We start from the raw sequence: 23,421 nt of genomic DNA on the forward strand, positions 1-23,421 counted from the left end.
GTCCGGCCGGCCGGACGGCATACGCCCCCCTCCAGGGGCACGTCGTCAGGCGGAGCGGGTCACTCCCACTCGATGGTGCCCGGCGGCTTGCTCGTGACGTCGAGGACGACCCGGTTGACCTCTTCGACCTCGTTGGTGATGCGCGTCGAGATCGTCGCGAGCACGTCGTAGGGCACGCGCGCCCAGTCGGCCGTCATGGCGTCCTCGGAGGCCACCGGACGAAGCACGACGGGATGTCCGTAGGTGCGGCCGTCACCCTGGACACCGACCGAGCGCACGTCGGCGAGCAGCACGACCGGGCACTGCCAGATGTCGCGGTCGAGGCCGGCCCGGGTGAGCTCCTCCCGCGCGATCGCGTCGGCGCGGCGCAGGATCGCGAGGCGCTCGGCGTCGACGGCGCCGATGATGCGGATGCCGAGGCCGGGGCCCGGGAAGGGCTGTCGCCACACGATGACCTCGGGCACGCCGAGCTCGAGCCCAACCTGGCGCACCTCGTCCTTGAAGAGGGTGCGCAGCGGCTCGATGAGCGCGAACTGCAGGTCGTCAGGCAGGCCGCCGACGTTGTGGTGGCTCTTGATGTTGGCCGCGCCCTCACCGCCGCCGGACTCGACGACGTCCGGGTAGAGCGTGCCCTGCACGAGCCACTTGACGGGGTGCTCCTCGTCGCCGCGGTCGTGGACGACATCGCGTGCCGCCTGCTCGAAGACGCGGATGAACTGCTCGCCGATGACCTTGCGCTTGGCCTCGGGGTCGGTGACCCCGGCGAGCGCCTCGAGGAAGCGCTCGCGCGCGTCGACGACGACGAGGTCGACGCCGGTGGCCTCGACGAAGTCCTTCTCGACCTGCTCGGCCTCACCCTCGCGCAGCAGCCCGTGGTCGACGAAGACACACGTCAGCTGGTCGCCGATCGCCTTCTGCACCAAGGCTGCCGCCACGGATGAGTCCACGCCGCCGGAGAGCGCGCACAGGACGCGGTCCTCGCCCACCTGCTCACGGATCGTCGTCACGAGGTCGTCGACGACGTGCCCGGGCGTCCAGTCGGGCGTGATGCGGGCGCCCTTCCAGAGGAAGTTCTCGAGGACGCGCTGGCCCTGCTCGGAGTGAAGCACCTCGGGGTGCCACTGCACGCCGTAGAGCCGGCGCTCGTCGTCCTCGAACGCCGCGACCGGGGTGCCCGGGGTCGTCGCCGTGACCGCGAAGCCCTCCGGCGCCTCGCTGACGGAGTCGCCGTGCGACATCCACACCACCTGGCCCGCGGGCTGCCCGGCGAACAGGGTCGAGTCGGTCCCATGGATGGCGGCGTCGGTCTTGCCGTACTCGCGGGCGCCCGTGCGGGCCACGGTTCCGCCGAGGGCCTGGGCCATCGACTGGAAGCCGTAGCACATGCCGAAGACCGGGACGCCGGCCTCGAGCAGCGCGGGGTCCAGGCGCGGGGCGCCGTCCTCGTAGACCGAGCTCGGACCGCCGGACAGGATGATCGCCGCCGGCTCCTTGGCGAGGATGTCGCCTGCCGCCATCGAGTGCGGCACGACCTCGCTGTAGACCTGGGCCTCGCGCACACGCCGGGCGATGAGCTGGGCGTACTGGGCACCGAAGTCGACGACGAGGACGGGGTGGCTCTGCAGGTCGGTCGACTGGTCGGTCTGCTCGTCGGTCTCCGCGGCGTCAGTCACGCGGCCAGCCTATCGGCCCTGCGGACGCTCCTCCGACGCCGCCGCGTCGCCCGAGACGTAGGCGCGCGAGAGCAGCGCCTCGGTCTGGGCGGTGTTGCGGCGCTCCGCGATCCACGGGAGGACGGGCACGAACCCGGCGAGGAGGTTCTTGACGATGCGGACCGGGCCCCACGCGGCCTTGAGTCCCAGGTTGGCGACCGACGCGGCATACGCCATGTAGATGATCCCGTGGATGGGGCTCCAGTACTGCGTCAGCACGTTCGTCTGCTTGAAGACGTACTTCATGACCATCTCGAGGAGGAGCACGAACAGCGCGATGCCGGCGATGGTCGCGAGGACGCGGTAGATCGACAGCGCGCTGCGGATCTGCTGCGGCTTCGCCAGAGTCTGGGGATACGTGCTCACGTCGTGACGCCTTCTCTCGGTGCAGCGACGGGCTCGTCCGCCGGCTGCTCTGCTCGGAACATCTTCCACCACATCCAGATCGCGAAGATCCCGAAGACCCACCACTGCACGGCGTAGGCCGCATTGCGCAGGTTGAGCGGCGCGTCGAGCTGCGGCGGCGGTACGCGGGTCAGGCCCGCGGGGGCCAGCGGCGCGTCGGCCGTCGGCCCTGCCGACTCGGCGGAGGCGAGGACGACGACGTTGTAGAGGTCGCCCGGCCACTCGTTGACCAGGGACGCGAGGTCGATCGAGCGCACCTGGGGCGCCGGCAGCGGGACACCGTCACGGGGCGACTCACCCGGGCCGAGCGTGCCGGTGACGGTGACGACCCCCGCTGGGGGCTCAGGCACCGACGCCGGCGTGCCGTCGAGGAAGCCGCGCAGCACCGGCACCGTGCCGCCCTCCGTCTCGAGCGGCGTGACGACCCAGGAGCCGACCCGCCCGTCCAGCCTGCGGTCGACGACGAGCAGACTGCGGTCGGCGACGTATCTGCCACTGACGGTGACGGGCCGGTTGGAGTAGTCGGCGCGGAAGTCGGAGTGCGGCTTGGTCACCTGCTGGAGCGGCGCCAGCGCGAGCGTCGACGCCGCGGCCACGGCCTCCTTGCGCCCCGAGTCCTGGGCCACCCCCAGCTGCCAGAGCCCCAGCAGGACGCAGGCGGCGACGATGACCGCCAGAGCTGCGAGCATGCCGAGCCAGCGGGGGGTGAGCAGGCGCCGGAACACCTCCTCAGGGTAGGTCACCGTCCCGGACCTGACCTGACCCGGGCGCCGGACCGTGCCAGAATCCTGCGCCATGTTCTCGTTGCCCCGACGCCGAGCAGGTATGCCGTCCCGCACCGCTCCGCTCCTGGCCTCCGTCGTCGTCGCGGGCCTCCTCTCCTCGTGCGGCGCCACCGACCTGCCCACTCCCCGCCGGACCGTGACCGTCGTGGTCGACGCCCCGAAGCCGTCGCGCACGTCCTCCCCGGCCGGTCCGGACACGACTCCCAGCACCCGGCCGACGTCGGCGCCGGTGCCGACCTCCCTGGCGGCCGGGGCCCAGCGCGGGGCTCCGAGGTCCTACGACGAGGCGGCGTCGCGCATCGACGCGGCGAGCGCAGACTCGGGCGTCGGCGACCGGTTCGAGAGCCCGACGGGCAACATCGTCTGCCAGCGCGGCCACGGCTCCGAGGCCAGCTCGCCCACGGTCGCGTGCGAGGTCGCCACGGGGCGCATCGCCCCTCCCTGGCCCTCGACCTGCTCCGCCGGCGGGCCCAAGGACATCGGCCGGATCGAGCTGTCGGCCGGCGGCGCCCGGCCGGTGTGCAACTCCGACACGATCCGCCGTGGGGGTGAGCCGAAGCTGCGCTACGGGGTACGCACGGCGCCCGCGGGCACCACTGCCTGCCTGAGCGAGATCGTCGGGTTGACCTGCGTCGACACCGCCACGCACCACGGCTTCTTCCTGGCCCGCGCGACGTTCGTCACGTTCTGACCCCGCCGGGCCCGCACGGGTCGACGCGACGCAAAGGTCGGACAAAGCACCGCAGAACATGACACTCCTTCAAGGCGTTTGGTCTCGACTTGGTAACGACGTCGTGACGAATCGGCCACATCGGTACACAGGGGACTTGACTGCGAATGTCGCGCCTCGGGGGCGAAGCCGGGAAAAGATGCGGCGGGCTCGACATCCCACAGGAAACTCACACTCTTAGGGACGGTCTCGTGAGGCAATCAATGCTGCACTCCAGGCGTCGCAGGCTTCTCGGCCTGCTCGCCACCGGAGCCCTCGTCACCGGCGCGATCGCTGCGTCGCCGGTGCAGGCGGCCCCCAACGCCGGCTCGGCCAAGGCCGGCGACGCGTCGACGGGCAAGACCCGCAACGACAACCTGCGGCCGCCACAAGCGGTCAAGCAGGACGCGATGCGCCAGAAGGCGCTCGAGAAGCGCCTCAAGGGCGACCCGAACGCCCAGGGCAAGGTCGCCAAGCTCGGCAAGGGACAGTACGTCCAGCTCGAGCGCGAGGGCACCGACAAGATCTTCGTCGTGATCGTCGAGTTCGGTGACCAGCAGTACGCCGGGGGCACGGGCAAGTACCCGCCCGGGACGTTCACCGGTCCACCCACGGACGGCACCGCCACCGACGTCACCGGCCCGCGCCACAACGAGATCCCGGCGCCGAACCGTACCGCCGACAACTCGACCCTGTGGCAGACCGACTACAACCGGGCCCACTACCAGGACATGTACTTCAACCGGATGGCGAAGTACTACGAGCGCCAGTCCTCGGGCCGCTACTCGGTCGAGGGCGACGTCACCGAGTGGGTCAAGGTCCCCTTCAACGAGGCGCTCTACGGCCGCAACTACTGCGGCAGCATCGTCTGCAACACCTCGACCGCGCTGGTCCGCGACGCCCTCGCGGTGTGGGTCAAGAGCCAGCTGGACTCGGGCAAGTCGATGGCCGAGGTCCAGGCGTACCTCAAGACGTTCGACCAGCAGGACCGCTACGACATCGACGGCGACGGCAACTTCAACGAGCCGGACGGCGTCATCGACCACTTCCAGATCGTCCACGCGGGCGGTGACGAGGCCGCTGGTGACCCCAACCAGGGCACCGACGCCATCTGGAGCCACCGCTCCTTCGCCGCCGTCCAGGGCGGCGGCCCGCTCGGGGCCGGCGTCAACGTCGGCAGCAACGCCGGGCTCGTGTCGAGCACTCTCGTGCCCAACAACCCGACCGGCGTCTGGGTCGGTGACTACACCATGCAGCCGGAGAACGGCGGCCTCGGCGTCTTCGCGCACGAGTTCGGCCACGACCTCGGCCTGCCCGACCTCTACGACACCTCTGGCAACACCGGCGGCGCCGAGAACAACACGGCCTTCTGGACGCTGATGAGCTCCGGCGCCAACATCGGCGACGGCGGCCCCGACGGCATCGGTGACGACCCGACCGACCTCGGCGCCTACGAGCTCTTCCAGCTCGGCTGGCTCCAGCCGCAGGGCAAGCAGGGACCGTTCTACGACGTCGCGTATGCCGGCAAGCGCTCCTCACACACCATCGGCTCGAACGTGCCGGCGACGAAGCAGGCCCAGGCCCTCTTCACCGTGCTGCCCGACAAGGTCTTGCCGCTCGAGCTCGGCGCCCCCTCCGAGGGCTCCAAGGTCTACTACAGCGACGCGGCCGACGACCTCGACACCACGATGACGAAGTCCGTGACGCTACCGGCCGGCACGGTCCGCCTGGCAGCCAAGGCGCGCTACAACATCGAGGAGGACTGGGACTACGCCTACCTGCGTGTCTCCGCCGACAACGGGGCCACGTGGACCCAGGTGCCGACGAGCCTGTCGCGCACGACCGACCCGAACGGCGCCAACCTCGGCCAGGGCATCACCGGGGTCCAGGCGTCGTGGGCCGACCTCACGGCCGACCTGACGCCGTGGGCCGGCAAGGCGGTGCAGCTGCAGTTCCGCTACAAGGGCGACGGCGCCCAGGTCGGGCAGCCGGGGGCGGACACCCCGCCGCCGGGCTTCCAGCTCGACGCCCTCGCCATCACCGGCCAGCCCCTCGACGGGGCCGAGTCCGACGCGGGCTGGACGTTCAACCCGGCCGACGGCAGCGGCTTCCGGGCCACGACCGGCACGACCCAGCGGGCCTTCTTCAACGCGTACATCGCCGAGAACCGCCAGTACGACGGCTATGACACCTCGCTGAAGACGGCCTACAACTTCGGCTTCCCGACGAAGCCGGACATGGTGGAGAGCTACCCGTACCAGAACGGGCTTCTCATCAACTACTGGGACAGCTCGCAGAACGACAACAACGTCGGCGACCACCCTGGCTCGGGCCTCGTCCTGCCGGTCGACGCCCACCCGGAGTTCACGCACTGGTCCAACGGCACGCTGATGCGCAACCGGATCCTGTCCTACGACTCGACCTTCGGGCTCGAGCGCACCGACGCGATCACGCTGCACAACCCTGCCGACGGGACCGCGGGCACCGTGGCCTCGAAGCCGGCCCAGCCCGTCTTCGACGACACGAGGACGTGGTGGGTGAACGCCGACCAGCACGGCGCGACGGGCTCGCACCCCGGCCGCTACCAGCCCGGCTGGTACGGCGTCGACGTGCCCAAGACAGGCACGACGATCCGGGTCGTCGGCACGTCCAAGCAGGGCAACTCGCTCAACGTCCTCGTCGCCCCGAAGTGACCGGACGGCACGACGTGGCGAGGTCCGGACCGCTCCGGACCTGACGCGAGACGAGGAGGGCCCCGCCGACCTGTGGTCGGCGGGGCCCTTCGCTGCACCTAGAATCGGACCACGACCTGAACGAGACGGACCGAGCCGTACACACCCGACGACCGAGGGGCCGCCGTGGCGCAACTGTTGCTCCTGCACCTGATCGCCGCAGCCCTCGCGCCGTGGTTGGCCACCGTCCTGCGCACCAAGGCCTTCCCGGTCCTGGCGCTCGTGCCGGCCGTCTCGTTCGCCTGGCTGGTGTCCGTCTCGAACGACGTACGGATGGGGGACCTTCCGACACAACGGATCTCGTGGGTGCCTGGTCTGGGCCTCAACCTGGACTTCCGCCTCACGACGCTGTCGTGGGTGCTGGGGCTGCTCGTCACCGGCGTCGGGGCGCTCGTCCTGCTCTACTGCACGTGGTACTTCACCGACCGCGACCCGACCCTGTGGCGCTTCACGTCGGTCTTCACGGCCTTCGCCGGCGCCATGCTCGGGCTCGTCCTGACCGACAACCTCCTCGTGCTCTACGTGTTCTGGGAGCTGACGACCGTCTTCTCCTACCTGCTCATCGGGCACAACCCCGCGAGCTCGACGAACCGGCGCGCGGCGATGCAGGCGCTGATCGTCACGACGTTCGGCGGCCTCGCGATGCTCATCGGCATCATCGCGCTCGGCGTGCACCACACGTACTCCATCGCCGTGCTGCTCGCCGACCCGCCGCCGCTCGACGCGGTGACGGTGGCCGCCGTCGTGCTGCTGCTCGTCGGCGCCCTGTCGAAGTCGGCGCTCGTGCCCTTCCACTTCTGGTTGCCCGGGGCGATGGCAGCGCCCACCCCGGTCAGCGCCTACCTCCACGCCGCCGCCATGGTGAAGGCCGGCATCTACCTCGTGGCCGTGCTCGCCCCAGCATTCGCCGGAGCCCCGGCCTGGCACGCGCTGACGACCGGCCTCGGCCTCTTCACCATGCTCGTCGGCGGGTGGCGCGCCCTGCGGCAGCACGACATCAAGCTGCTCCTCGCCTACGGCACCGTCAGCCAGCTCGGCTTCATCGTCGCCGTCGCCGGCCTCGGCACCAAGGCGTCGGCCCTGGCCGCCTTGGCGCTCGTCATCGCGCACGGGCTCTTCAAGTCGACGCTCTTCCTCGCCGTCGGCGTCGTCGACAAGTGCACGGGCACCCGTGACCTGCGCGAGCTCTCGGGCGTCGGCCGCAGACTGGTACCCGTCGCCGTGCCGGCGACGCTGGCGGGCCTCTCGATGGCCGGGATCGTGCCCCTCGCGGGGTTCGTGTCCAAGGAGAGCGCACTCGAGTCGCTGTGGCAGGACGTCCAGACCTCCGCTCCCCTGCCCGCGCCGTGGAGCTGGCTCGCGATCACCGGCGTCGTGGCGGGCTCGGCCCTCACCGTCGCATACACGGCCCGCTTTCTCTGGGGCGCGTTCGCCACGAAGCCCGGCGTGCCGGCCACGCCGGTGCGGGCCGCGCACCCGGGCTTCGTGCTGGCCCCGCTGCTGCTCGGCGTGGCGAGCCTGCTGCTCGGCCTGCTGGCCCCGCTCGAGTCCCCCTGGCTGCTGCCGTATGCCGCCACCTTCCCTCTCGGGGCCGAGCCCCAGTCGCTCGCGCTCTGGCACGGCGTGACCGTGCCCCTGGTGCTCTCGCTGCTCTCGGTGGCCGTCGGTCTCGTGCTCTTCGCCCGGCGCGACCTCGTCGCCCGCGTGCAGTCCGGCGTGCCGGCCCTCGTCGACGGCGAGCGCGGTTTCGCGCGCACGATGCGCTGGGTCGACCGCGGCGCCGTCGAGACGACGGCCGTGACCCAGCGCGGCTCGCTGCCGATCTACCTCGCCGGCATCCTTCTCGTCTTCGTCGCCCTGCCGGGGCTCGCGGCGGTGACGCGAGGCACGTTCCCGCAGGTGCGCCTCTGGGACAACGCCGGCCAGGCCGTCGTGGGCCTCGTGGTCGTCGCGGCCGCGATCCTCGTGCTCGTCACCCGCCGCCGGCTCACCGCGGTCATGCTCGTCGGTGCCACCGGCTACGGCATCTCGGTGCTCTTCATCCTGCACGGGGCGCCGGACCTCGCGATCACCCAGATGCTCGTCGAGACGGTGTCACTCGTCGTCTTCGTGCTCGCCCTGCGCCGCCTCCCCACGAAGTTCACCCGCCATCCCCACTCGCCGTCGCGCAGCTGGCGCCTCGTCCTCGGGGTGGCCGTCGGCGCCTCCGTCGGCGCCATCGCGCTGGTCGCGTCGGGTGGGCGCACGGCCCTGCCGGTGTCAGCCGACTTCCCCACGGAGGCGTACGCGTTCGGCCACGGCAAGAACATCGTCAACGTCACGCTCGTCGACATCCGCGCCTGGGACACCCTCGGCGAGGTGTCGGTGCTCGTGGCGGCGGCGACCGGCATCGCGAGCCTCATCTTCGTGCGCACCCGCAACACCCGCCTCTCCCGGGCGACATCGAAGTCGCTGCCGTCGACGAACCCTGGCCGGGGCACGTGGTTGCACGGTGGCCGGACGATGCGCACGGAGAAGCGCTCGGTCATCCTGGAGGTCGTCACCCGGCTCGTCTTCCACGTCATGCTGGCTGCCTCCCTCTTCCTGCTCTTCGCCGGCCACAACCAGCCGGGCGGCGGCTTCGCGGGCGGCCTCGTCGCCGGGCTCGCGCTCGTCGTGCGCTACCTCGCGGGCGGGCGCTACGAGCTCGACGAGGCGGCGCCCTTCGACGCCGGCCTGCTCGTGGGCGTCGGGCTGCTCGTCGCAGTCGGTTCCGCCCTCGCGCCGCTCGCCTTCGGCGGCACGATCCTCGAGACGACCGCCGTCGACTTCACCCTGCCGCCATGGGGAGAGGTACACCTGGTGACATCGCTCTTCTTCGACATCGGCGTCTACCTCGTCGTCGTCGGCATGATGCTCGACATCGTGCGCAGCCTCGGCACGGGCATCGACCGGCAGATCGCCGACGAGCAGACCGAGGAAGCAGAGCGGGTCGAGCGGGTCGAGCAGGTCGAGCAGGTCGAGCACGCCGACTCCCCGAGGCCCGACGAGGCGGAGTCGCCGCGCCCATGACGTCCCCTTCCCTGGCCGCGCCGGCCCTCATCGAGCCCACCCTGCAGCCGAACCTCACGCTCGTGCTCGTCACCGTCGCCCTCGTCGCGGTCGGCACCGCACTCGCCTTGGACCGCAGCCTCGTGCGGGTCCTGCTCGGCATGGTGCTCATCGGCAACGGCGTCGCGGTGCTCTACCTGGTCATCAGCGGGAGCGCCGGTCGCGCGCCCTTCGTCGGCGAGGACCCGGTTGCCATGAGCGACCCACTGCCGCAGGCCATGGTGCTGACCGCCATCGTGATCTCGCTCGCGACCATCGGCTTCCTGCTGGCGCTGTCCTACCGGCTCTGGCAGATCTCCGGCACCGACGACGTCCCCGACGACGCCGAGGACGCCCACATCCAGCGACTCGCCCTCGAGGACCAGACGTCCTCGACCTACGACCCGTCGCAGACCTCGACGACCACCTCCGACGAGCTCGCCACCGGGGACGGGAACCCGTGATGCCCATGAGCCCTGCCCACCTCAGCGTGCCGGACCTCGTGCCGCTGCCCGTTCTGCTCCCACTCCTCGGAGCGGCGCTCACCCTCGCCTTCCGCCGGTCGCCGCGACTGCAGCGGGGTGTCAGCATCGCCGTGCTCACCGCCGTGGTCTGCGTCGCCGGCGTCCTCGTCTGGCAGACCGACGTCAACGGGCCGCAGGTGCTCTGGCTCGGCGCCTGGCAGGAGCCGCTCGGCATCTCGCTGGTCGCGGACCGTCTCAGCGCGCTCATGCTGCTGGTCTCGGGCATCGTCACCCTGCTCGTGCTCGTCTTCGCGATCGGCCAGGGCCAGGCCGACAGCGAGGAGGAGGGTGAGAGCGAGACGCCGCTGACGATCTTCCACCCGACCTACCTCGTGCTGTCGGCGGGCGTCGCCAACGCGTTCCTCGCCGGTGACCTGTTCAACCTCTTCGTCGGCTTCGAGATCCTGCTCTTCAGCTCCTACGTGCTGATCACCCTCGGCGGCTCGGCCGCGCGCATCCACGCCGGCACGACCTATGTCGTCGTCAGCCTGCTCAGCTCAGCGCTGTTCCTCGTCGGCATCGCCGCGGTGTATGCCGCGACGGGCACCGTCAACCTCGCCCAGCTCTCGATCCGCATCGGCCACCTCTCCCCCGGGGTCGCGCTCGTCCTCCAGCTGTCGCTGCTGACGGCGTTCGCGATCAAGGCGGCCGTCTTCCCGATGTCGGCATGGCTGCCGGACAGCTACCCCACCGCGCCCGCGCCGGTCACCGCCGTCTTCGCCGGCCTGCTGACGAAGGTCGGCGTCTACGCGATCATCCGGGTGCAGACGCTGCTCTTCCCCGAATCGCCCCTGCAGGGCCTGCTCATGTGGGCGGCTCTGCTCACCATGGTCATCGGCATCCTCGGCGCGGTGTCACAGTCGGGCCTGAAGCGGATCCTGTCGTTCACGCTCGTCAGCCACATCGGATACATGATCTTCGGCATCGCGCTCGCGACGACCCACGGCACAGCTGGTGCGATCTTCTACGTCGCCCACCACATCACGATCCAGACCGCCCTGTTCCTCATCACCGGTCTCGTCGAGCGCCTTGCCGGTAAGACGTCCCTCGACCGGCTCGGCGGCCTCGCCGCCGCCTCACCCGTGGTCGCGACCCTCTTCTTCGTGTCGGCGATGAACCTCTCGGGCATCCCGCCGCTGTCCGGCTTCCTGGCCAAGGTCGGCCTGCTCGACGCCGGCATCGAGCTCGGCACCCCCCTGGCCTGGCTGCTCGTCGTCGGCGGCACCGTCACGAGCCTGCTCACGCTCTACGCCCTGGCCAAGGTCTGGAGCCAGGCCTTCTGGCGCACGCCCGCCGACGCCCCGCGCTCCGCCGAGGCCGCAGCGGCCCTGCAGGACGGCTCGCTCCAGCCTGGAACCGCGACCCCCACCGGGATCGCGACCCAGACCGCGACCGCGAGCGCCGTCCTGGTGCACTCCGGCCCCCGGGCCCTGCCGCGCCTGATGCTCGGCGCGACCGCGGCGATGACGGCTGTCGGGCTGCTCATCACCGTCGTCGCCGGACCCCTCTACTCCTACACCCAGCGCGCCGCCACCGACCTGATGAGCCGCGAACCGTACGTGACGAGCGTCCTGCCCGTGGAGGTCCGCCGGTGACCGACGCGAGGATGACCACGCCGCCGCAGGGAGCCGATGCCCCACACCGCCGCCGCCGGGTGCTCCAGCCCCGGGCCGTCGCAACCATCGCTCTCGCCTGGGTGCTGCTGTGGGACCGCGTCACGTGGGGCAACGTCGTCAACGGGATCCTCGTGGGCCTTCTCGTGACCTACGCGTTCCCGCTGCCGTCGATCGAGTTCGAGGGACGGCTCCGCCCGCACCGGGTGGCGCTGCTGATCGGGCACTTCCTCGTCGACCTGGCGGGTTCCTCGTGGCAGGTGCTGCGCCTCGCCCTCGGGCGGCGCCAGCCTCGCAACGCCGTCATCGAGGTGCAGCTGCGCTCGCGGTCGGACTTCTACCTCACCCTGACGGCCGAGCTCCTGGCGCTGGTGCCCGGGTCGGTCGTCGTCGACGCGCGGCGCTCGACGTCGGTGCTCTACCTGCACCTGCTCGACGTCGAGCGCGAAGGCGCCATCGAGGCGCAGCGTGTGCACGCCCTAGAGGTCGAGCGCCGGGTGGTGCGCGCCCTCGGCTCCCGCGAGGAGATCGCCGCCCTCGAGGCGGGCGCCGCCGCCGACACCCGCACCGAGACCGATACCGGCACCGAGACGGAAACCCGCACCGATCCTGACGAGGACCGCCCATGACCATCGTCCTCGCCGTCGCGCTCGCCATGCTCGGCGCCGCAGCCGCGCTCGTGCTCTTCCGCCTCTACCGGGGCCCGAGCAACCTCGACCGCATCGTCGCCGCCGAGATCCTCCTCGTCATCGTCATCGCGGGGGTGGCCCTCGAGTCGGCCCGCCAGCGAACGACGACGTACCTGCCGCTGCTGATGATCCTCGGGCTCGTGGGCTTCGTCGGCGGCGTCGCCGTCACCCGCTTCCTGTCCCGCGACTCCGACGAGGCGGAGGGCATCGTGCGGGAGCAGTCCCACCCCCGGCGGCAGCCGAGCGAGAGGGAGCAGTCATGAGCTGGTCGTCCCTGCTCGACGTCGCCGGCGCCGCGTGCCTGCTGCTCGGCTCGTTCCTCTGCCTGGCCGGCGCGATCGGACTTCTCCGTTTCCCCGACACCCTCTCGCGCCTGCACGCGGCGACGAAGCCGCAGAGCCTCGGGCTCATCCTCATCCTGACCGGCCTGGCCCTGACCCTGCGCACCTGGGCCGCCGTCACGACGCTCGTGCTCCTCGCGGCAACCCAGTTCTTCACCTCCCCCGTCTCCGCGCACCTCGTGGGCCGGGCGGCCTACCGCAACCGGCGTGTCGACGCCGACACCCTCGAGGTCGACGAGCTCTCGGACGCGCTCCAGCGCGCCGAGCGTGATCGGGCGCCGGAATAAATTGGCGTGAGGCACCTGAGCGCCGGACGTAAAGTGCACCAAGTGATCCCGCTGCCCCATGCCGACCCAGGCACGCCCGACCTGACCAGCCCGACGGCATACCTGCGATGGGTCGGCAAGGAGCAGTGGCGCACCCTCGTGGTCGCCATCGCGTTCGGCATCGTGTGGCTGGTCAGCCAGGCGCTCTTCCCTGCCGCGATGGGCAAGGCCATCGACGAGGGGATCATCGGCGGCGACGCCGGCTCCCTCGTCCTGTGGTGCAGCATCCTCATCGGGCTCGTCGTGCTCAGCGCCCTCTCCGGCGCGATGCGGCACAAGTACGCCGTCGTAAACTGGATGCAGGGCGCCTTCCGCTCGGCCCAGCTCATCGGCCACAAGGCCGCCGATACCGGCGAGGCGCTCACGCGCGCCGTCCCGACCGGCGACGTCGTCGCGACGGTCAGCTCCGACGCGATGCGCATCGGCGGGCTCTACGACGTGAGTGCGCGATTCGCCGGCGCGGTGGTCTCGTACGTCGTGGTCGCGCTCATCCTGCTCGGCGCCTCCACGCCCCTGGGTCTCGTCGTGCTCATCGGCGTGCCGGTGCTCGTCGCCTGCCTCACCTTCATCGTGCGCCCCCTGCAGGCCCGCCAGCTCGCCCAGCGGGAGGAGTCCGGCACGCTCATCGGGCTCGGCGCCGACACGGTCGCGGGTCTCCGCGTGCTGCGCGGGATCGGCGGCGAGCACACCTTCCTCAGCAGGTATGCCGTCCAGTCGCAGTCCGTGCGCCGGGTCGGCAACAAGGTGGCGGGCTACCAGGCGGCTCTCGACGCGGCCCAGGTGCTGCTGCCGGGGATCTTCGTGCTCGTCGTCGTGTGGCTCGGAGCCCGTTTCGCCATCCGCGGCGAGATCACGGCGGGCCAGCTCGTCGCGTTCTACGGCTACACCGCCTTCCTCGTCATCCCGCTGCGCACGGCGACCGAGATGGTCGACCGGGCCACGCGCGCCCACATCGGCGCCGGCAAGCTGACGAGGATCCTGCGCGTCGAGCCGGACCAGGTCGAGTCGCCGGCGAGCCAGCCTTTGCCTGCCGGCCCAGCCCGCCTCGTCGACCCGGACAGCGGCGTCAGCATCGAGCCGGGGCAGCTGACCGTCGTCGTGTCGGCGCGCCCGGAGGAGTCGGCCGCGCTGGCGGACCGGCTCGGGCGCTTCGGCCCCCGGCAGACCGACGTGCGCCTCGGCGGCACGCGGCTCGCGGACGCCTCCCTCAGCGAGGTCCGCAGCCGGGTCGTCGTCTCGGAGAACGACCCACGCCTGTTCACCGGTACCCTGCGCGACGAGCTCGACCCCTGGGGCGAGCACGACGACGCGGCCATCCTCGGGGCGCTGGCCGTCGCCAGCGGGGACGACGTCCTCGAGGCGCTGCCGGGCGGCCTCGACAACGAGGTCGAGGAGCGCGGCCGCGCCTTCTCCGGCGGCCAGCGCCAGCGCCTTGCCCTGACGCGGGCCCTGCTGACCGGCGCCGACACCCTGGTGCTCGTCGAGCCGACGAGTGCCGTCGACGCCCACACCGAGGCCCGGATCGCCGGCCGCCTGGCTACCGCCCGGGCCGGGCGCACCACAGTCGTGATGTCCGCGAGCCCGCTACTGCTCGACCGGGCCGACGAGGTCGTGTTCCTGCGGCACGGCCGGGTCGCCGCGACCGGCAGCCATGCCCGGCTGATGGCAGGCGTTCCCGACTACCGGTGCACCGTCGTCCGAGGGGAGGAGGACTGATGTCGCTGGCACCAGCGCCGTCCGCGCGCTCGCTTCCCGTGGCCGACATGGCCTCGGTCAAGGACCACACGCGCGGGCTCGTCCGGCGCCACCGACGCAGCATCTGGTCGGTCATCGCCCTGCATGCGGTCGCGGCCGTCGCGGCCCTCGTGGCGCCGCGAGTCATCGGCCTGCTCGTCGACGAGATCAGCCACGGTCGCTCGCTCGACGTCGTGAACCGGCTGGCGCTCTGGATCGCCGGGGCGGTCGTCGTGCAGACCGTCGTCACGTGGTTCGCGCGCCGCGCGTCCTTCGTGCTCGGCGAGACGATCTTCGCCGAGCTGCGTGAGGAGTTCATGGAGCGGGTCGTCGAGCTGCCCCTGTCGACCGTCGAGCGCGCCGGCACCGGCGACCTCGTCTCGCGCACCACGAACGACGTCGAGGCGCTCTCGCGCGTCATCCGCTTCGGCATCCCGTCGATCTTCGTCGGCTCGGTCACGACGGCCATCACCGTCGTCGCGGCCTTCGTCACCGGGTGGCAGGTCGCCCTGGCGATCGTCGTCGGCGTGCCGATCCTCGTGCTGTCGACGCGCCGCTACCTGCGCCGTGCCCCGGAGGGCTACCTGCGCGAGCGCGCGACGTATGCCGTCCTCAACGGGGTCGTCACCGAGTCGGCCGACGGCGGGCGCACGATCGACGCCCTCGCCCTCGGCGGTCGGCGCCGTCGCAGGATGGACGACGCCCTGCGCGACTGCTACGACGCGGAGCTCTACACGCTGGGCCTGCGCCTGCGGTGGTTCCCCGCCGTCGAGTTCGCGTTCTTCGCCCCCGTCGCCGTCACCCTGCTCTGGGGCGGCTACCTCATCTCGCAGGACGTCGCGACGGCCGGCACGGTGACGGCGGTGGCGCTCTACGTCCAGCAGATGGCCGGACCGCTCGACGAGCTGATCTCCTGGCTGGACGAGATCCAGGTGGGCGCCACGTCGCTGGCCCGCGTCATCGGCATCGCCGACGTGCCCGCCGACCGCGCCGCCACCGGGGAGGAGCCGGCGGACGACCACCTCGAGGTGCAGGACGTCCACTACTCCTACCGAGCCGGACGAGACGTGCTCCGCGGCGTCTCGCTCGACCTCCGGCCCGGTGAGCGCCTCGCCATCGTCGGCCCTTCGGGCGCCGGCAAGTCGACCCTCGGACGCCTCGTCGCCGGCATCGACGGCCCACGGGAGGGTCGCGTCGAGGTCGGCGGCGTGCGCCTCGTCGACCTCGAGCTGGCGCAGCTGCGTGGGCAGGTCGCGCTGGTGACGCAGGAGCACCACGTCTTCGTCGGTTCGCTCGAGGACAACCTGCGTCTGGCCCGGCCCAAGGCGTCACGGGCGGAGCTGTTCGAGGCCCTGGCCGCGGTCGACGCGCAGGACTGGGCGCTGGGGCTCCCGGACGGCCTCGACACCCTCGTGGGCTCCGGCGGCCACCGGCTCACCGAGGCCCAGGCCCAGCAGCTGGCCCTCGCCCGGCTCGTCCTGGCCGACCCGCACACGCTCGTGCTCGACGAGGCGACCTCGCTGCTCGACCCCCGGGCGGCCCGCCACCTGGAGCGCTCGCTCGCCGCGGTCGTCGAGGGACGCACCGTCGTGGCCATCGCGCACCGCCTCATGACGGCGCACGACGCCGACCGTGTGTGCGTCGTCGAAGACGGCCGGATCAGCGAGATCGGCTCGCACGAGGAGCTGCTCGAGGCGAACGGCGCGTATGCCGCCCTCTGGCGCTCCTGGCGCGACGAGCCACAACCCGCCGTCTGACACCCCTCCCCCCGGCAGTCGAGCGGCCAGCGTCTGTTCAGTCCCCTCTTCCGGCCAGGAGCGGCCACTCGACGGGGGCCTCTCGATCAGGGATCTGGAGGAGTTCGGCAAAGAAACGGCAGATGCCGTAACCCGGCTCGCGCTACGTCGTTGTCAGCGCGGTGCCGGGCTGTTTCTCGACCGGTTGCTAGCCCGCACCGTCGGGTGGGGCCGTCTCTGAGGGGTGACGGCCTCACCCCCTCACCTGGTCGAGGTCTCGACGCCGAGAACGGCACCCGGCATGGCCGGCGAGCTCGCCCGCCGTGGTGTGGCGTCCACGAGCCGGTAGGCCTCCCCCTGCAGCGGCCGAGCGTCGGCTTCGCCCTTGACCGGCCACAGCGACACGGCGCGCTCGGCCTGCGCAGTGATCGTCAGGCTCGGGTTGACGCCGAGGTTGGCCGAGACCGCGGCACCGTCGAGGACGTGCAGGCCGGGGTAGCCCCAGACCCGCTGGTACGGGTCGACGACGCCGTGCTCGGGCGAGTCCGAGATGACCGCGCCGCCGAGGAAGTGCGCCGTCATCGGGATGTCGAGGACCTCGCCGATCGACGACCCCGGCCAGGCCCGCTCCCCGGTCGTGCGCTCGAGTCGCTTCGCCATGGCGCGCACGGCCTCGTTGCCCTCCGGGATGTAGGTCGGGTTCGGCTCGCCGTGGCCCTGCGTCGAGGTCAGCCGCCACCCGAGGAGGCCCCGTCGGCGACGGACGGTGATCGAGTTGTCGCGGCTCTGCATGACCAGCGCGATGACGGTGCGCTCGCTCCACCGCCGGGTCGACAGCGACCGGGCGAAGACGAGGGGGTGGCGCGCGGCCTCCCCCACGAAGCGCAGCGGCCGGGGTACGCGTCCTCCTCCATCGACCTGCATGACCGCGAGGGCGCCCATCAGGTTGGAGCCCTTGCCATAGCGGACGTTCTCGACGTGCGTCGACTCCGAGACGTGGAAGCTCGACGTGATGGCGACACCCTTGGTCAGGTCGACACCGTCGGGCACCCGCTGCGTCATCGCGCCGCCGAGCGCCTCGGAGTTCGTGCGGGTCAGCTCACCGAGCGCGTCGGACAGCCGCGGCAGCCCCTGCCCCTCGGGCTGCGCCTTCATCGCCTGGAGCAGCTGCGCCGTGCCCCACGCACCGGCGGCGACCACCACCTGGGCCGCCGTGACGGTACGCTCCCCCGACCGGAGTCGACCCCACGACCCGCTGCGGACGGTCGTGACGGCATACCCCTGCTCCGGCGCAGCCGGGTCGACTGGGCTCACGCGTGTCACCGTGCGCAACGGCTCGATGGTGACGCCGCGCCGCTCGGCAAGCGCGAGGTAGTTCTTCACGAGCGTGTTCTTCGCGCCGACCCGGCAGCCGACCATGCAGTTGCCGCACTCCGTGCAGCCGGTACGCGCGGGGCCCTCCCCGCCGAAGTACGGGTCGGGGACGCGCTGGCCCGGCTCGCCGAAGAAGACGCCGACCGGGGTCTTGGCGAAGGTGTCGGCCACGCCGAGGTCCGCGGCCGTGTCGCGCATGAGCTGCTCGACCGGTCCCTCGCACGGGTTGAGGCCGACGCCGAGCATCCGCTGCGCCGTCGTGTAGTGCGGGGCCAGCTCGGCCTGCCAGTCGGTGATGTGGGCCCACTGCCGGTCGCGGAAGAACGCGGCGGGCGGCACGTAGAGGGTGTTGGCGTAGTTGAGCGAACCGCCGCCGACGCCGGCACCGGCGAGGACGAGGCAGTCGGGCAGGCGGTGGATGCGCTGGACCCCGAACAGGCCGAGCCGTGGCGCCCAGAGGTAGCGGCGGACGTCCCAGCTCGTGCGAGCGAAGTCCCCGTCCTCGAACCGGCGACCGGCCTCGTAGACGTGGACCCGGTAGCCCTTCTCGGCGAGGCGAAGGGCCGCGACCGACCCGCCGAACCCGGACCCGATGACGACGACGTCGTGGTCGAACTGCATGCTGCTCACCCTAGGGAGCGCTGCGGCGCCGAGGCGCCGACAGTAACCTTCGCCACAGCGGGCGGAGCCCTGTGGCCGACGTCAGTTGCCGAGGTACGGCGACACGACGACCTCCACGCGCTGGAACTCCTTGACGTCGGAGTAGCCCGTCGTGGCCATCGCCCGCTTCAGCGCCCCGATGACGTTGGTCGTGCCGTCGGCCCGGCGACCCGGCCCGAAGAGCAGCTCCTCCAGCGAGGCCTGCCCGCCCAGGGCGATCCGCTCGCCGCGCGGGAGCTGCTGGTGGTGCGCCTCGGGCCCCCAGTGGTAGCCGCCGCCGGGAGCGTCGCTGGCCCTGGCGAGGGCCGCGCCCAGCATGACGGCGTCGGCGCCGCACGCCACCGCCTTAACGATGTCGCCGGACGTGCCGACACCACCGTCGGCGATGACGTGCACGTAGCGGCCGCCGGACTCGTCGAGGTAGTCGCGCCGCGCGGCCGCCACGTCGGCGACGGCCGAGGCCATCGGGGCGTGGATGCCGAGGGTCGTGCGCGTCGTGTGGGCGGCACCGCCCCCAAAGCCGACGAGGACGCCTGCCGCGCCCGTGCGCATCAGGTGCAGGGCGGCCGTGTAGGACGCGGCCCCGCCGACGATGACCGGCACGTCGAGCTCGTAGATGAAGCGCTTGAGGTTCAGCGGCTCGGCCCGGCCCGAGACGTGCTCGGCCGACACGGTGGTGCCGCGGATGACGAAGAGGTCGACGCCCGCCTCGACGACGGTCTTCCAGTGCTGCTGCGTGCGCTGCGGCGACAGGGCTCCCGCCACCGTGACCCCCGCCTCACGCAGCTGGCGCAGCCGCTCGGTGATCAGCTCCGGCTTGATCGGCTCGGCGTAGATCTGCTGCATCCGCGCGGTCGCGGACTCCGGGTCGGTCCGGGCGATCTCGCGCAGCTGGGCGGTCGGGTCCTCGTAGCGGGTCCAGAGCCCCTCGAGGTCGAGCACCGGCAGCGCGCCGAGCTTGCCGAGCACGATCGCGCTCTCGGGCGAGACGACGGAGTCCATCGGTGCCGCCATGACCGGGATGTCGAAGTGGTAGGCGTCGATCTGCCACGACACCGAGACCTCCTCGGGGTCGCGCGTGCGCCGCGAGGGCACGACGGCGATGTCGTCGAAGGAGTAGGCGCGCTTGCCGCGCTTGCCGCGGCCAATCTCGATCTCGGTCACCGCCCGATCCTAGCGACCGGACCACGAGCGCACGTATGCCGTCCGGCGGGCTGGGCGGGACGGCATACGTTCTCAGGTGGTTGCGCGCGGGCTCAGCCGACGGTGTAGTTGGGCGCCTCGACGATGCCCTGGATGTCGTGCGGGTGGCTCTCCTTGAGCGAGGCCGACGTGATGCGCACGAACTGGCCCTTCTCCTGCAGCTCGGGGATGGAGCGGGCGCCGACGTAGAACATCGACTGGCGCAGGCCGCCGAGCATCTGGTGGGCCACGGCGGCCAGCGGTCCGCGGTACGCCACCCGGCCCTCGATGCCCTCGGGCACGATCTGGTCGTCGGACTCGACCTCGGCCTGGAAGTAGCGGTCCTTGGAGTAGGACTTCTTGCCGCGCGAGCTCATCGCGCCGAGCGAGCCCATGCCGCGGTAGCTCTTGAACTGCTTGCCCCCCACGAAGATGAGGTCGCCCGGGCTCTCCTCGCAGCCGGCCAGCAGCGAGCCCACCATGACGGAGTCGGCGCCGGCCACGATCGCCTTGGCGATGTCGCCGGAGTACTGCAGGCCGCCGTCGGCGATGACCGGCACCCCAGCCGCCTTGCACGCCTGCGCCGCCGCGTGGACGGCGGTGACCTGCGGCGCGCCCACACCGGTGATGATGCGCGTCGTGCAGATCGACCCGGGCCCGACGCCGACCTTGACGGCGTCCGCGCCCGCGTCGACGAACGCCTGGGCGCCCTCGCGGGTGGCGACGTTGCCCCCGATGACCTGGACGTGGCGGGTGGCGGGGTCGCGCTTGAGCCGCTGCACCATCTCGATGAGCAGGCGCACGTGCCCGTGGGCGGTGTCGGCGACGAGCACGTCGACCCCTGCCTCGATGAGGGTCGTCGCGCGCTCCCACGAGTCGCCGAAGTAGCCGATGGCCGCACCCACCATGAGGCGGCCGTCGGCGTCGTTGCTGGCGTCGGGGAACTGCTCGCCCTTGACGAAGTCCTTGACCGTGATCAGCCCGGCGAGACGGCCCTCGGAGTCGACGATGGGCAGGCGCTCGCGCTTGTGCTGGCGCAGCAGAGCCGTCGCCTCGTCGCGGCTGATGCCCACCGGGCCGGTGATGAGCGGCATCGGCGTCATGACGTCGCTCACCAGGGTCGTGGCCCACTCGGCCACGGGCGTGAACCGCAGGTCGCGGTTGGTCACCATGCCGATGAGCTTCTTGTCCTCGCCGATGACCGGCAGTCCCGAGACGCGGTACTCGCCACAGATCGCGTCGAGCTCCTCGAGGGTGCGGTCCGGGCCGATGGTGATCGGGTTGGAGATCATCCCGGTCTGGGTCCGCTTGACGAGGTCGACCTGGTAGGCCTGGTCCTGGATCGAGAGGTTGCGGTGCAGCACCCCGAGCCCGCCCTGCCGGGCCATCGCGATGGCCATCCTCGCCTCGGTGACGGTGTCCATGGCCGCCGAGATGAGCGGGGACCGGATCGACAGCTCTCGAGTCAGGCGTGTGCTCGTGTCGATCTCGCTGGGGGCGAGGTCGCTGTAGCCGGGGAGGAGGAGGACGTCGTCGTACGTCAGGCCCATCATGGCGAAAGCTGCGGGCACGTCAGGCGATCCGAGGCTCATTCGCCGATTCTACGGGCTCGGCCGAGCACGACCGAACGCGCGTCAGGGAGCGGACGGAGCGGTGGAGGGGCCTACGGAGGACCCGCCTCTGGGCTTCGGCGTCGTGGTCGCGCGCCCGTCGGTGACCGCTGCGGTCGGCGCGACCAGAGTTCCGGGGACCAGGGTCGCCACCGCGGCGCTGGACGTGGGCGTCGACGTGGCCGTCGCCTGGGGCTTCTTGCCGACGGTGCCGCCGGTCGCGGGCTTCTTGCCGTTGGTGGTCACCTTCGAGGTGCCGGTCTCGCCGTTGCCGGTGTGGCCGTTGCCGCCCTGACCACCACCGGACTGCCCGGCTCCGGGCTGTCCGTCTCCGGGCTGTCCGTCTCCGGGCTGTCCGTCTCCGGGCTGTCCGTCTCCGGGCTGTCCGTTGCCCGTTCGTCCTGCCGTGCCGGCCAGGGGCCCCGCACCGGGCACACCGGGGAGGGCGGACGCGTCGGGGCCACCCGGCATACCGAAAACGCCCCCGGCGGCGGGCGCACCGGCCCGGACGCGCGCGGCAGCGACGGCGGCGGGCAGCAGCACGATGCTCCCGTCGGTGCCACGAGCCAGCACGAGTCCGCCGGCGCGTGTCGTGCCGGACCTCTGCGGCAGGCCCAGCCGCGAGAGCAGGGCGCTCGGCGCGTCGCTGCGGGCACTCTCGTCCATCTGCCGGACGATGCGCGCCCGCTCGGCGTCGCTCGGCCCCTTGTTCGGCAGCGTGACCGCGGCCGCCACACCGGCGCCGGACGCGGCGACGGCCAGGGCCGCGAAGGCACCGAGGTAGCGGTGCTTCCTGCCGAGGCGTCGACGGCCGCGGCGCGAGGGCAACGGGGTGTCGGCGTGCGCGGCCAGGGCGCCGAGGAGGCCGGCCACGGGCTCGGCGCCGGCGTCCGCCCGCCCGGCGAGCCGGTCGAGGAGCAGGTCGTCGGCGACGAGGTCGCTCAGGGGTGACAGGTCGTTCACGCCACGTCACCTGCCTCGGCCTGCGCGATCATCGCGCGCAGCTTGTTCAGGCCCCGGTGCTGGGCCACCCGGATGGCGCCTGGCGACATCCCGAGGGCTGCGGCGGTCTCGTCGGTCGACATGCCGACGGCCACGCGCAGCGTCAGGATCTCGCGCTGCTGCGCCGGGAGCTGCTGCATCAACGCCATGGCCGTCGCCGCGCCGTCACGCATGACGGCCAGCGACTCGGGCGAGGGCCCGTCGCAGGGGCCGTCGGGCACCTCCGCGACCGGTGCCGGGGCACGCATCGCAGCGCGCTGCGCGTCGGCCAGCTTGCGGGAGGTGATCGTGTAGACGAACGCCTCGAAGGGCAGGCCACGCTCCTGGTAGGTCGGCAGGGCGGTCACGACAGCCATGCACACCTCCTGGGCGACGTCCTGGGCCGTGTCCTCGGCGCCGAAACGCCCGAGGCGGACGCGGGAGTACCGCAGGGCCATGTCCCTGACGCGGGCCAGCAGGACGTCGCGTGCGTGGGGGTCACGCACGGCGAGCGCCGCAAGCTCACGAAGCGATTGAGCGTCCACCCGCTCCATCGCGCCGACGCCACCCGGCGTTACGCCGGTGTGCGTGGACCAGCCAAGACCCATCTGAGCTCTTGTCCCCCGAACTGTTCTCTGCGGACGTCGCGCCTGCGTCGCCGTCGGCGCTCGCCCGGAGCGGTCCCAATGCTAGTGCCCGCGCACGTCCTCCGACGAGTAGTGGCGCCCCCCGGAACGCCTCGGAGACGAGCATGCCATCGAGATGGCAATTCTTGAACAAGTCCTTAAGATTCCGCCCTTTATCCGTGATCGCATGCCCGGTTAGCGTCGTTTTCGCGGAACCGCGACCTACCAGGTGCACCTGCGGGCCGCCTGACTGGCGGGCACCCCCGCACGACCGAAAGACGAGTTCATGGCCGAGATCACCCGCCTGCCCGGACCGGTAGCCGACCTCTGGGACTGGCAGCTGGAGGGGGCCTGCCGGGGCGTGAGCCCCGAGGTCTTCTTCCACCCCGAGGGCGAGCGCGGACCGCGCCGGCGCAACCGCGACGCGCAGGCCAAGGCGGTCTGCGCCGCCTGCCCGGTCGTCGCCCAGTGCCGCTCGCACGCCCTCGAGGTCCGCGAGCCCTACGGCGTCTGGGGTGGCCTGACCGAGGCGGAGCGCGAGGTGCTCTACGGCGGCGGCATCCAGGAGGCCTCCTGAGCCCACCGTCGGCCGCCGGCACACGCGCCGGCGGCC

General features: G+C 71.9%; 19 protein-coding genes. 11 read left to right on the forward strand and 8 right to left on the reverse strand.

Annotated features, from left to right (window positions below; all coding sequences use genetic code 11):
- Positions 1-59: 59 nt before the first annotated feature.
- From guaA to AC3WRT_RS11745, 3 genes are read right to left on the reverse strand one after another with little or no spacing between them, the layout of a single operon-like run.
- Entirely contained in the window at positions 60-1,673 is a 1,614-nt protein-coding gene (gene guaA, locus AC3WRT_RS11735) for a glutamine-hydrolyzing GMP synthase (protein ID WP_492722076.1), read from the reverse strand.
- A gap of 9 nt (positions 1,674-1,682) precedes the next feature.
- On the reverse strand, positions 1,683-2,078 hold the full coding sequence (locus AC3WRT_RS11740) for a DUF3817 domain-containing protein (protein WP_492722078.1): 396 nt from the start codon (positions 2,076-2,078) through the stop codon (positions 1,683-1,685).
- Positions 2,075-2,860: an SURF1 family protein gene (locus AC3WRT_RS11745; RefSeq protein WP_492722080.1), complete on the reverse strand. Its 786-nt coding sequence runs from the start codon at positions 2,858-2,860 to the stop codon at positions 2,075-2,077. Before AC3WRT_RS11745 ends, AC3WRT_RS11740 begins: the two co-directional genes overlap by 4 nt.
- Before the next feature lie 52 nt (positions 2,861-2,912).
- Between AC3WRT_RS11745 and AC3WRT_RS11750 the strand changes: the two genes are divergently transcribed.
- The 10 genes from AC3WRT_RS11750 (at position 2,913) to AC3WRT_RS11795 (ending at position 16,396) form a co-directional block, all read left to right on the forward strand.
- Complete coding sequence (locus AC3WRT_RS11750; protein ID WP_492722082.1) at positions 2,913-3,593, forward strand: hypothetical protein; 681 nt, start codon at positions 2,913-2,915, stop codon at positions 3,591-3,593.
- A 230-nt stretch (positions 3,594-3,823) separates the two neighbouring features.
- Complete coding sequence (locus tag AC3WRT_RS11755; protein ID WP_492722083.1) at positions 3,824-6,304, forward strand: immune inhibitor A domain-containing protein; 2,481 nt, start codon at positions 3,824-3,826, stop codon at positions 6,302-6,304.
- Positions 6,305-6,469: 165 nt separating this feature from the next.
- A complete protein-coding gene (locus AC3WRT_RS11760; RefSeq protein ID WP_492722084.1) occupies positions 6,470-9,394 on the forward strand; it encodes a Na+/H+ antiporter subunit A in 2,925 nt (974 codons plus the stop codon).
- Positions 9,391-9,876 carry an NADH-quinone oxidoreductase subunit K gene (locus AC3WRT_RS11765; protein WP_492722085.1) on the forward strand — a complete coding sequence of 162 codons (486 nt, stop codon included), beginning with the start codon at positions 9,391-9,393 and terminating at the stop codon, positions 9,874-9,876. Before AC3WRT_RS11760 ends, AC3WRT_RS11765 begins: the two co-directional genes overlap by 4 nt.
- Positions 9,877-9,881: 5 nt before the next feature.
- Positions 9,882-11,531 (forward strand): Na+/H+ antiporter subunit D, encoded by a 1,650-nt coding sequence (locus AC3WRT_RS11770; RefSeq protein WP_492722086.1) that lies wholly within the window; start codon positions 9,882-9,884, stop codon positions 11,529-11,531.
- A gap of 11 nt (positions 11,532-11,542) precedes the next feature.
- Positions 11,543-12,178 carry a Na+/H+ antiporter subunit E gene (locus AC3WRT_RS11775; RefSeq protein WP_492722087.1) on the forward strand — a complete coding sequence of 212 codons (636 nt, stop codon included), beginning with the start codon at positions 11,543-11,545 and terminating at the stop codon, positions 12,176-12,178.
- Positions 12,175-12,501, forward strand: coding sequence for an MrpF/PhaF family protein (locus tag AC3WRT_RS11780; protein ID WP_492722088.1), 327 nt, complete (start codon positions 12,175-12,177; stop codon positions 12,499-12,501). Before AC3WRT_RS11775 ends, AC3WRT_RS11780 begins: the two co-directional genes overlap by 4 nt.
- On the forward strand, positions 12,498-12,866 hold the full coding sequence (mnhG, locus tag AC3WRT_RS11785; protein ID WP_492722090.1) for a monovalent cation/H(+) antiporter subunit G: 369 nt from the start codon (positions 12,498-12,500) through the stop codon (positions 12,864-12,866). Before AC3WRT_RS11780 ends, mnhG begins: the two co-directional genes overlap by 4 nt.
- A 42-nt stretch (positions 12,867-12,908) precedes the next feature.
- Positions 12,909-14,621, forward strand: coding sequence for an ABC transporter ATP-binding protein (locus tag AC3WRT_RS11790; RefSeq protein WP_492722091.1), 1,713 nt, complete (start codon positions 12,909-12,911; stop codon positions 14,619-14,621).
- A complete protein-coding gene (locus tag AC3WRT_RS11795; RefSeq protein ID WP_492722092.1) occupies positions 14,621-16,396 on the forward strand; it encodes an ABC transporter ATP-binding protein in 1,776 nt (591 codons plus the stop codon). The genes AC3WRT_RS11790 and AC3WRT_RS11795 overlap by 1 nt, the downstream gene beginning before the upstream one ends.
- 240 nt (positions 16,397-16,636) lie before the next feature.
- Here AC3WRT_RS11795 and AC3WRT_RS11800 read toward each other — a convergent pair whose 3' ends face one another.
- From AC3WRT_RS11800 to AC3WRT_RS11820, 5 genes are all read right to left on the reverse strand, one after another.
- Positions 16,637-18,370: a GMC oxidoreductase gene (locus tag AC3WRT_RS11800; protein ID WP_492722093.1), complete on the reverse strand. Its 1,734-nt coding sequence runs from the start codon at positions 18,368-18,370 to the stop codon at positions 16,637-16,639.
- 81 nt (positions 18,371-18,451) lie between these two features.
- The gene (locus tag AC3WRT_RS11805; protein WP_492722094.1) at positions 18,452-19,573 is read right to left on the reverse strand and encodes a GuaB3 family IMP dehydrogenase-related protein; all 1,122 of its coding nucleotides are present in this window, start codon (positions 19,571-19,573) and stop codon (positions 18,452-18,454) included.
- Between the two features lie 92 nt (positions 19,574-19,665).
- Positions 19,666-21,183 carry an IMP dehydrogenase gene (guaB, locus tag AC3WRT_RS11810; RefSeq protein WP_492722095.1) on the reverse strand — a complete coding sequence of 506 codons (1,518 nt, stop codon included), beginning with the start codon at positions 21,181-21,183 and terminating at the stop codon, positions 19,666-19,668.
- 42 nt (positions 21,184-21,225) lie between these two features.
- Positions 21,226-22,164: a hypothetical protein gene (locus tag AC3WRT_RS11815; protein WP_492722096.1), complete on the reverse strand. Its 939-nt coding sequence runs from the start codon at positions 22,162-22,164 to the stop codon at positions 21,226-21,228.
- A complete protein-coding gene (locus AC3WRT_RS11820) occupies positions 22,161-22,790 on the reverse strand; it encodes a sigma-70 family RNA polymerase sigma factor (protein ID WP_492722098.1) in 630 nt (209 codons plus the stop codon). Before AC3WRT_RS11820 ends, AC3WRT_RS11815 begins: the two co-directional genes overlap by 4 nt.
- A gap of 304 nt (positions 22,791-23,094) precedes the next feature.
- On the opposite strand from AC3WRT_RS11820, the gene AC3WRT_RS11825 reads away from it, so the two are divergent.
- The gene (locus AC3WRT_RS11825) at positions 23,095-23,385 is read left to right on the forward strand and encodes a WhiB family transcriptional regulator (protein ID WP_492722099.1); all 291 of its coding nucleotides are present in this window, start codon (positions 23,095-23,097) and stop codon (positions 23,383-23,385) included.
- Positions 23,386-23,421 lie beyond the last annotated feature (36 nt).

The sequence above is a fragment of the Terrabacter sp. FW104-15G4B genome, from assembly GCF_058790095.1.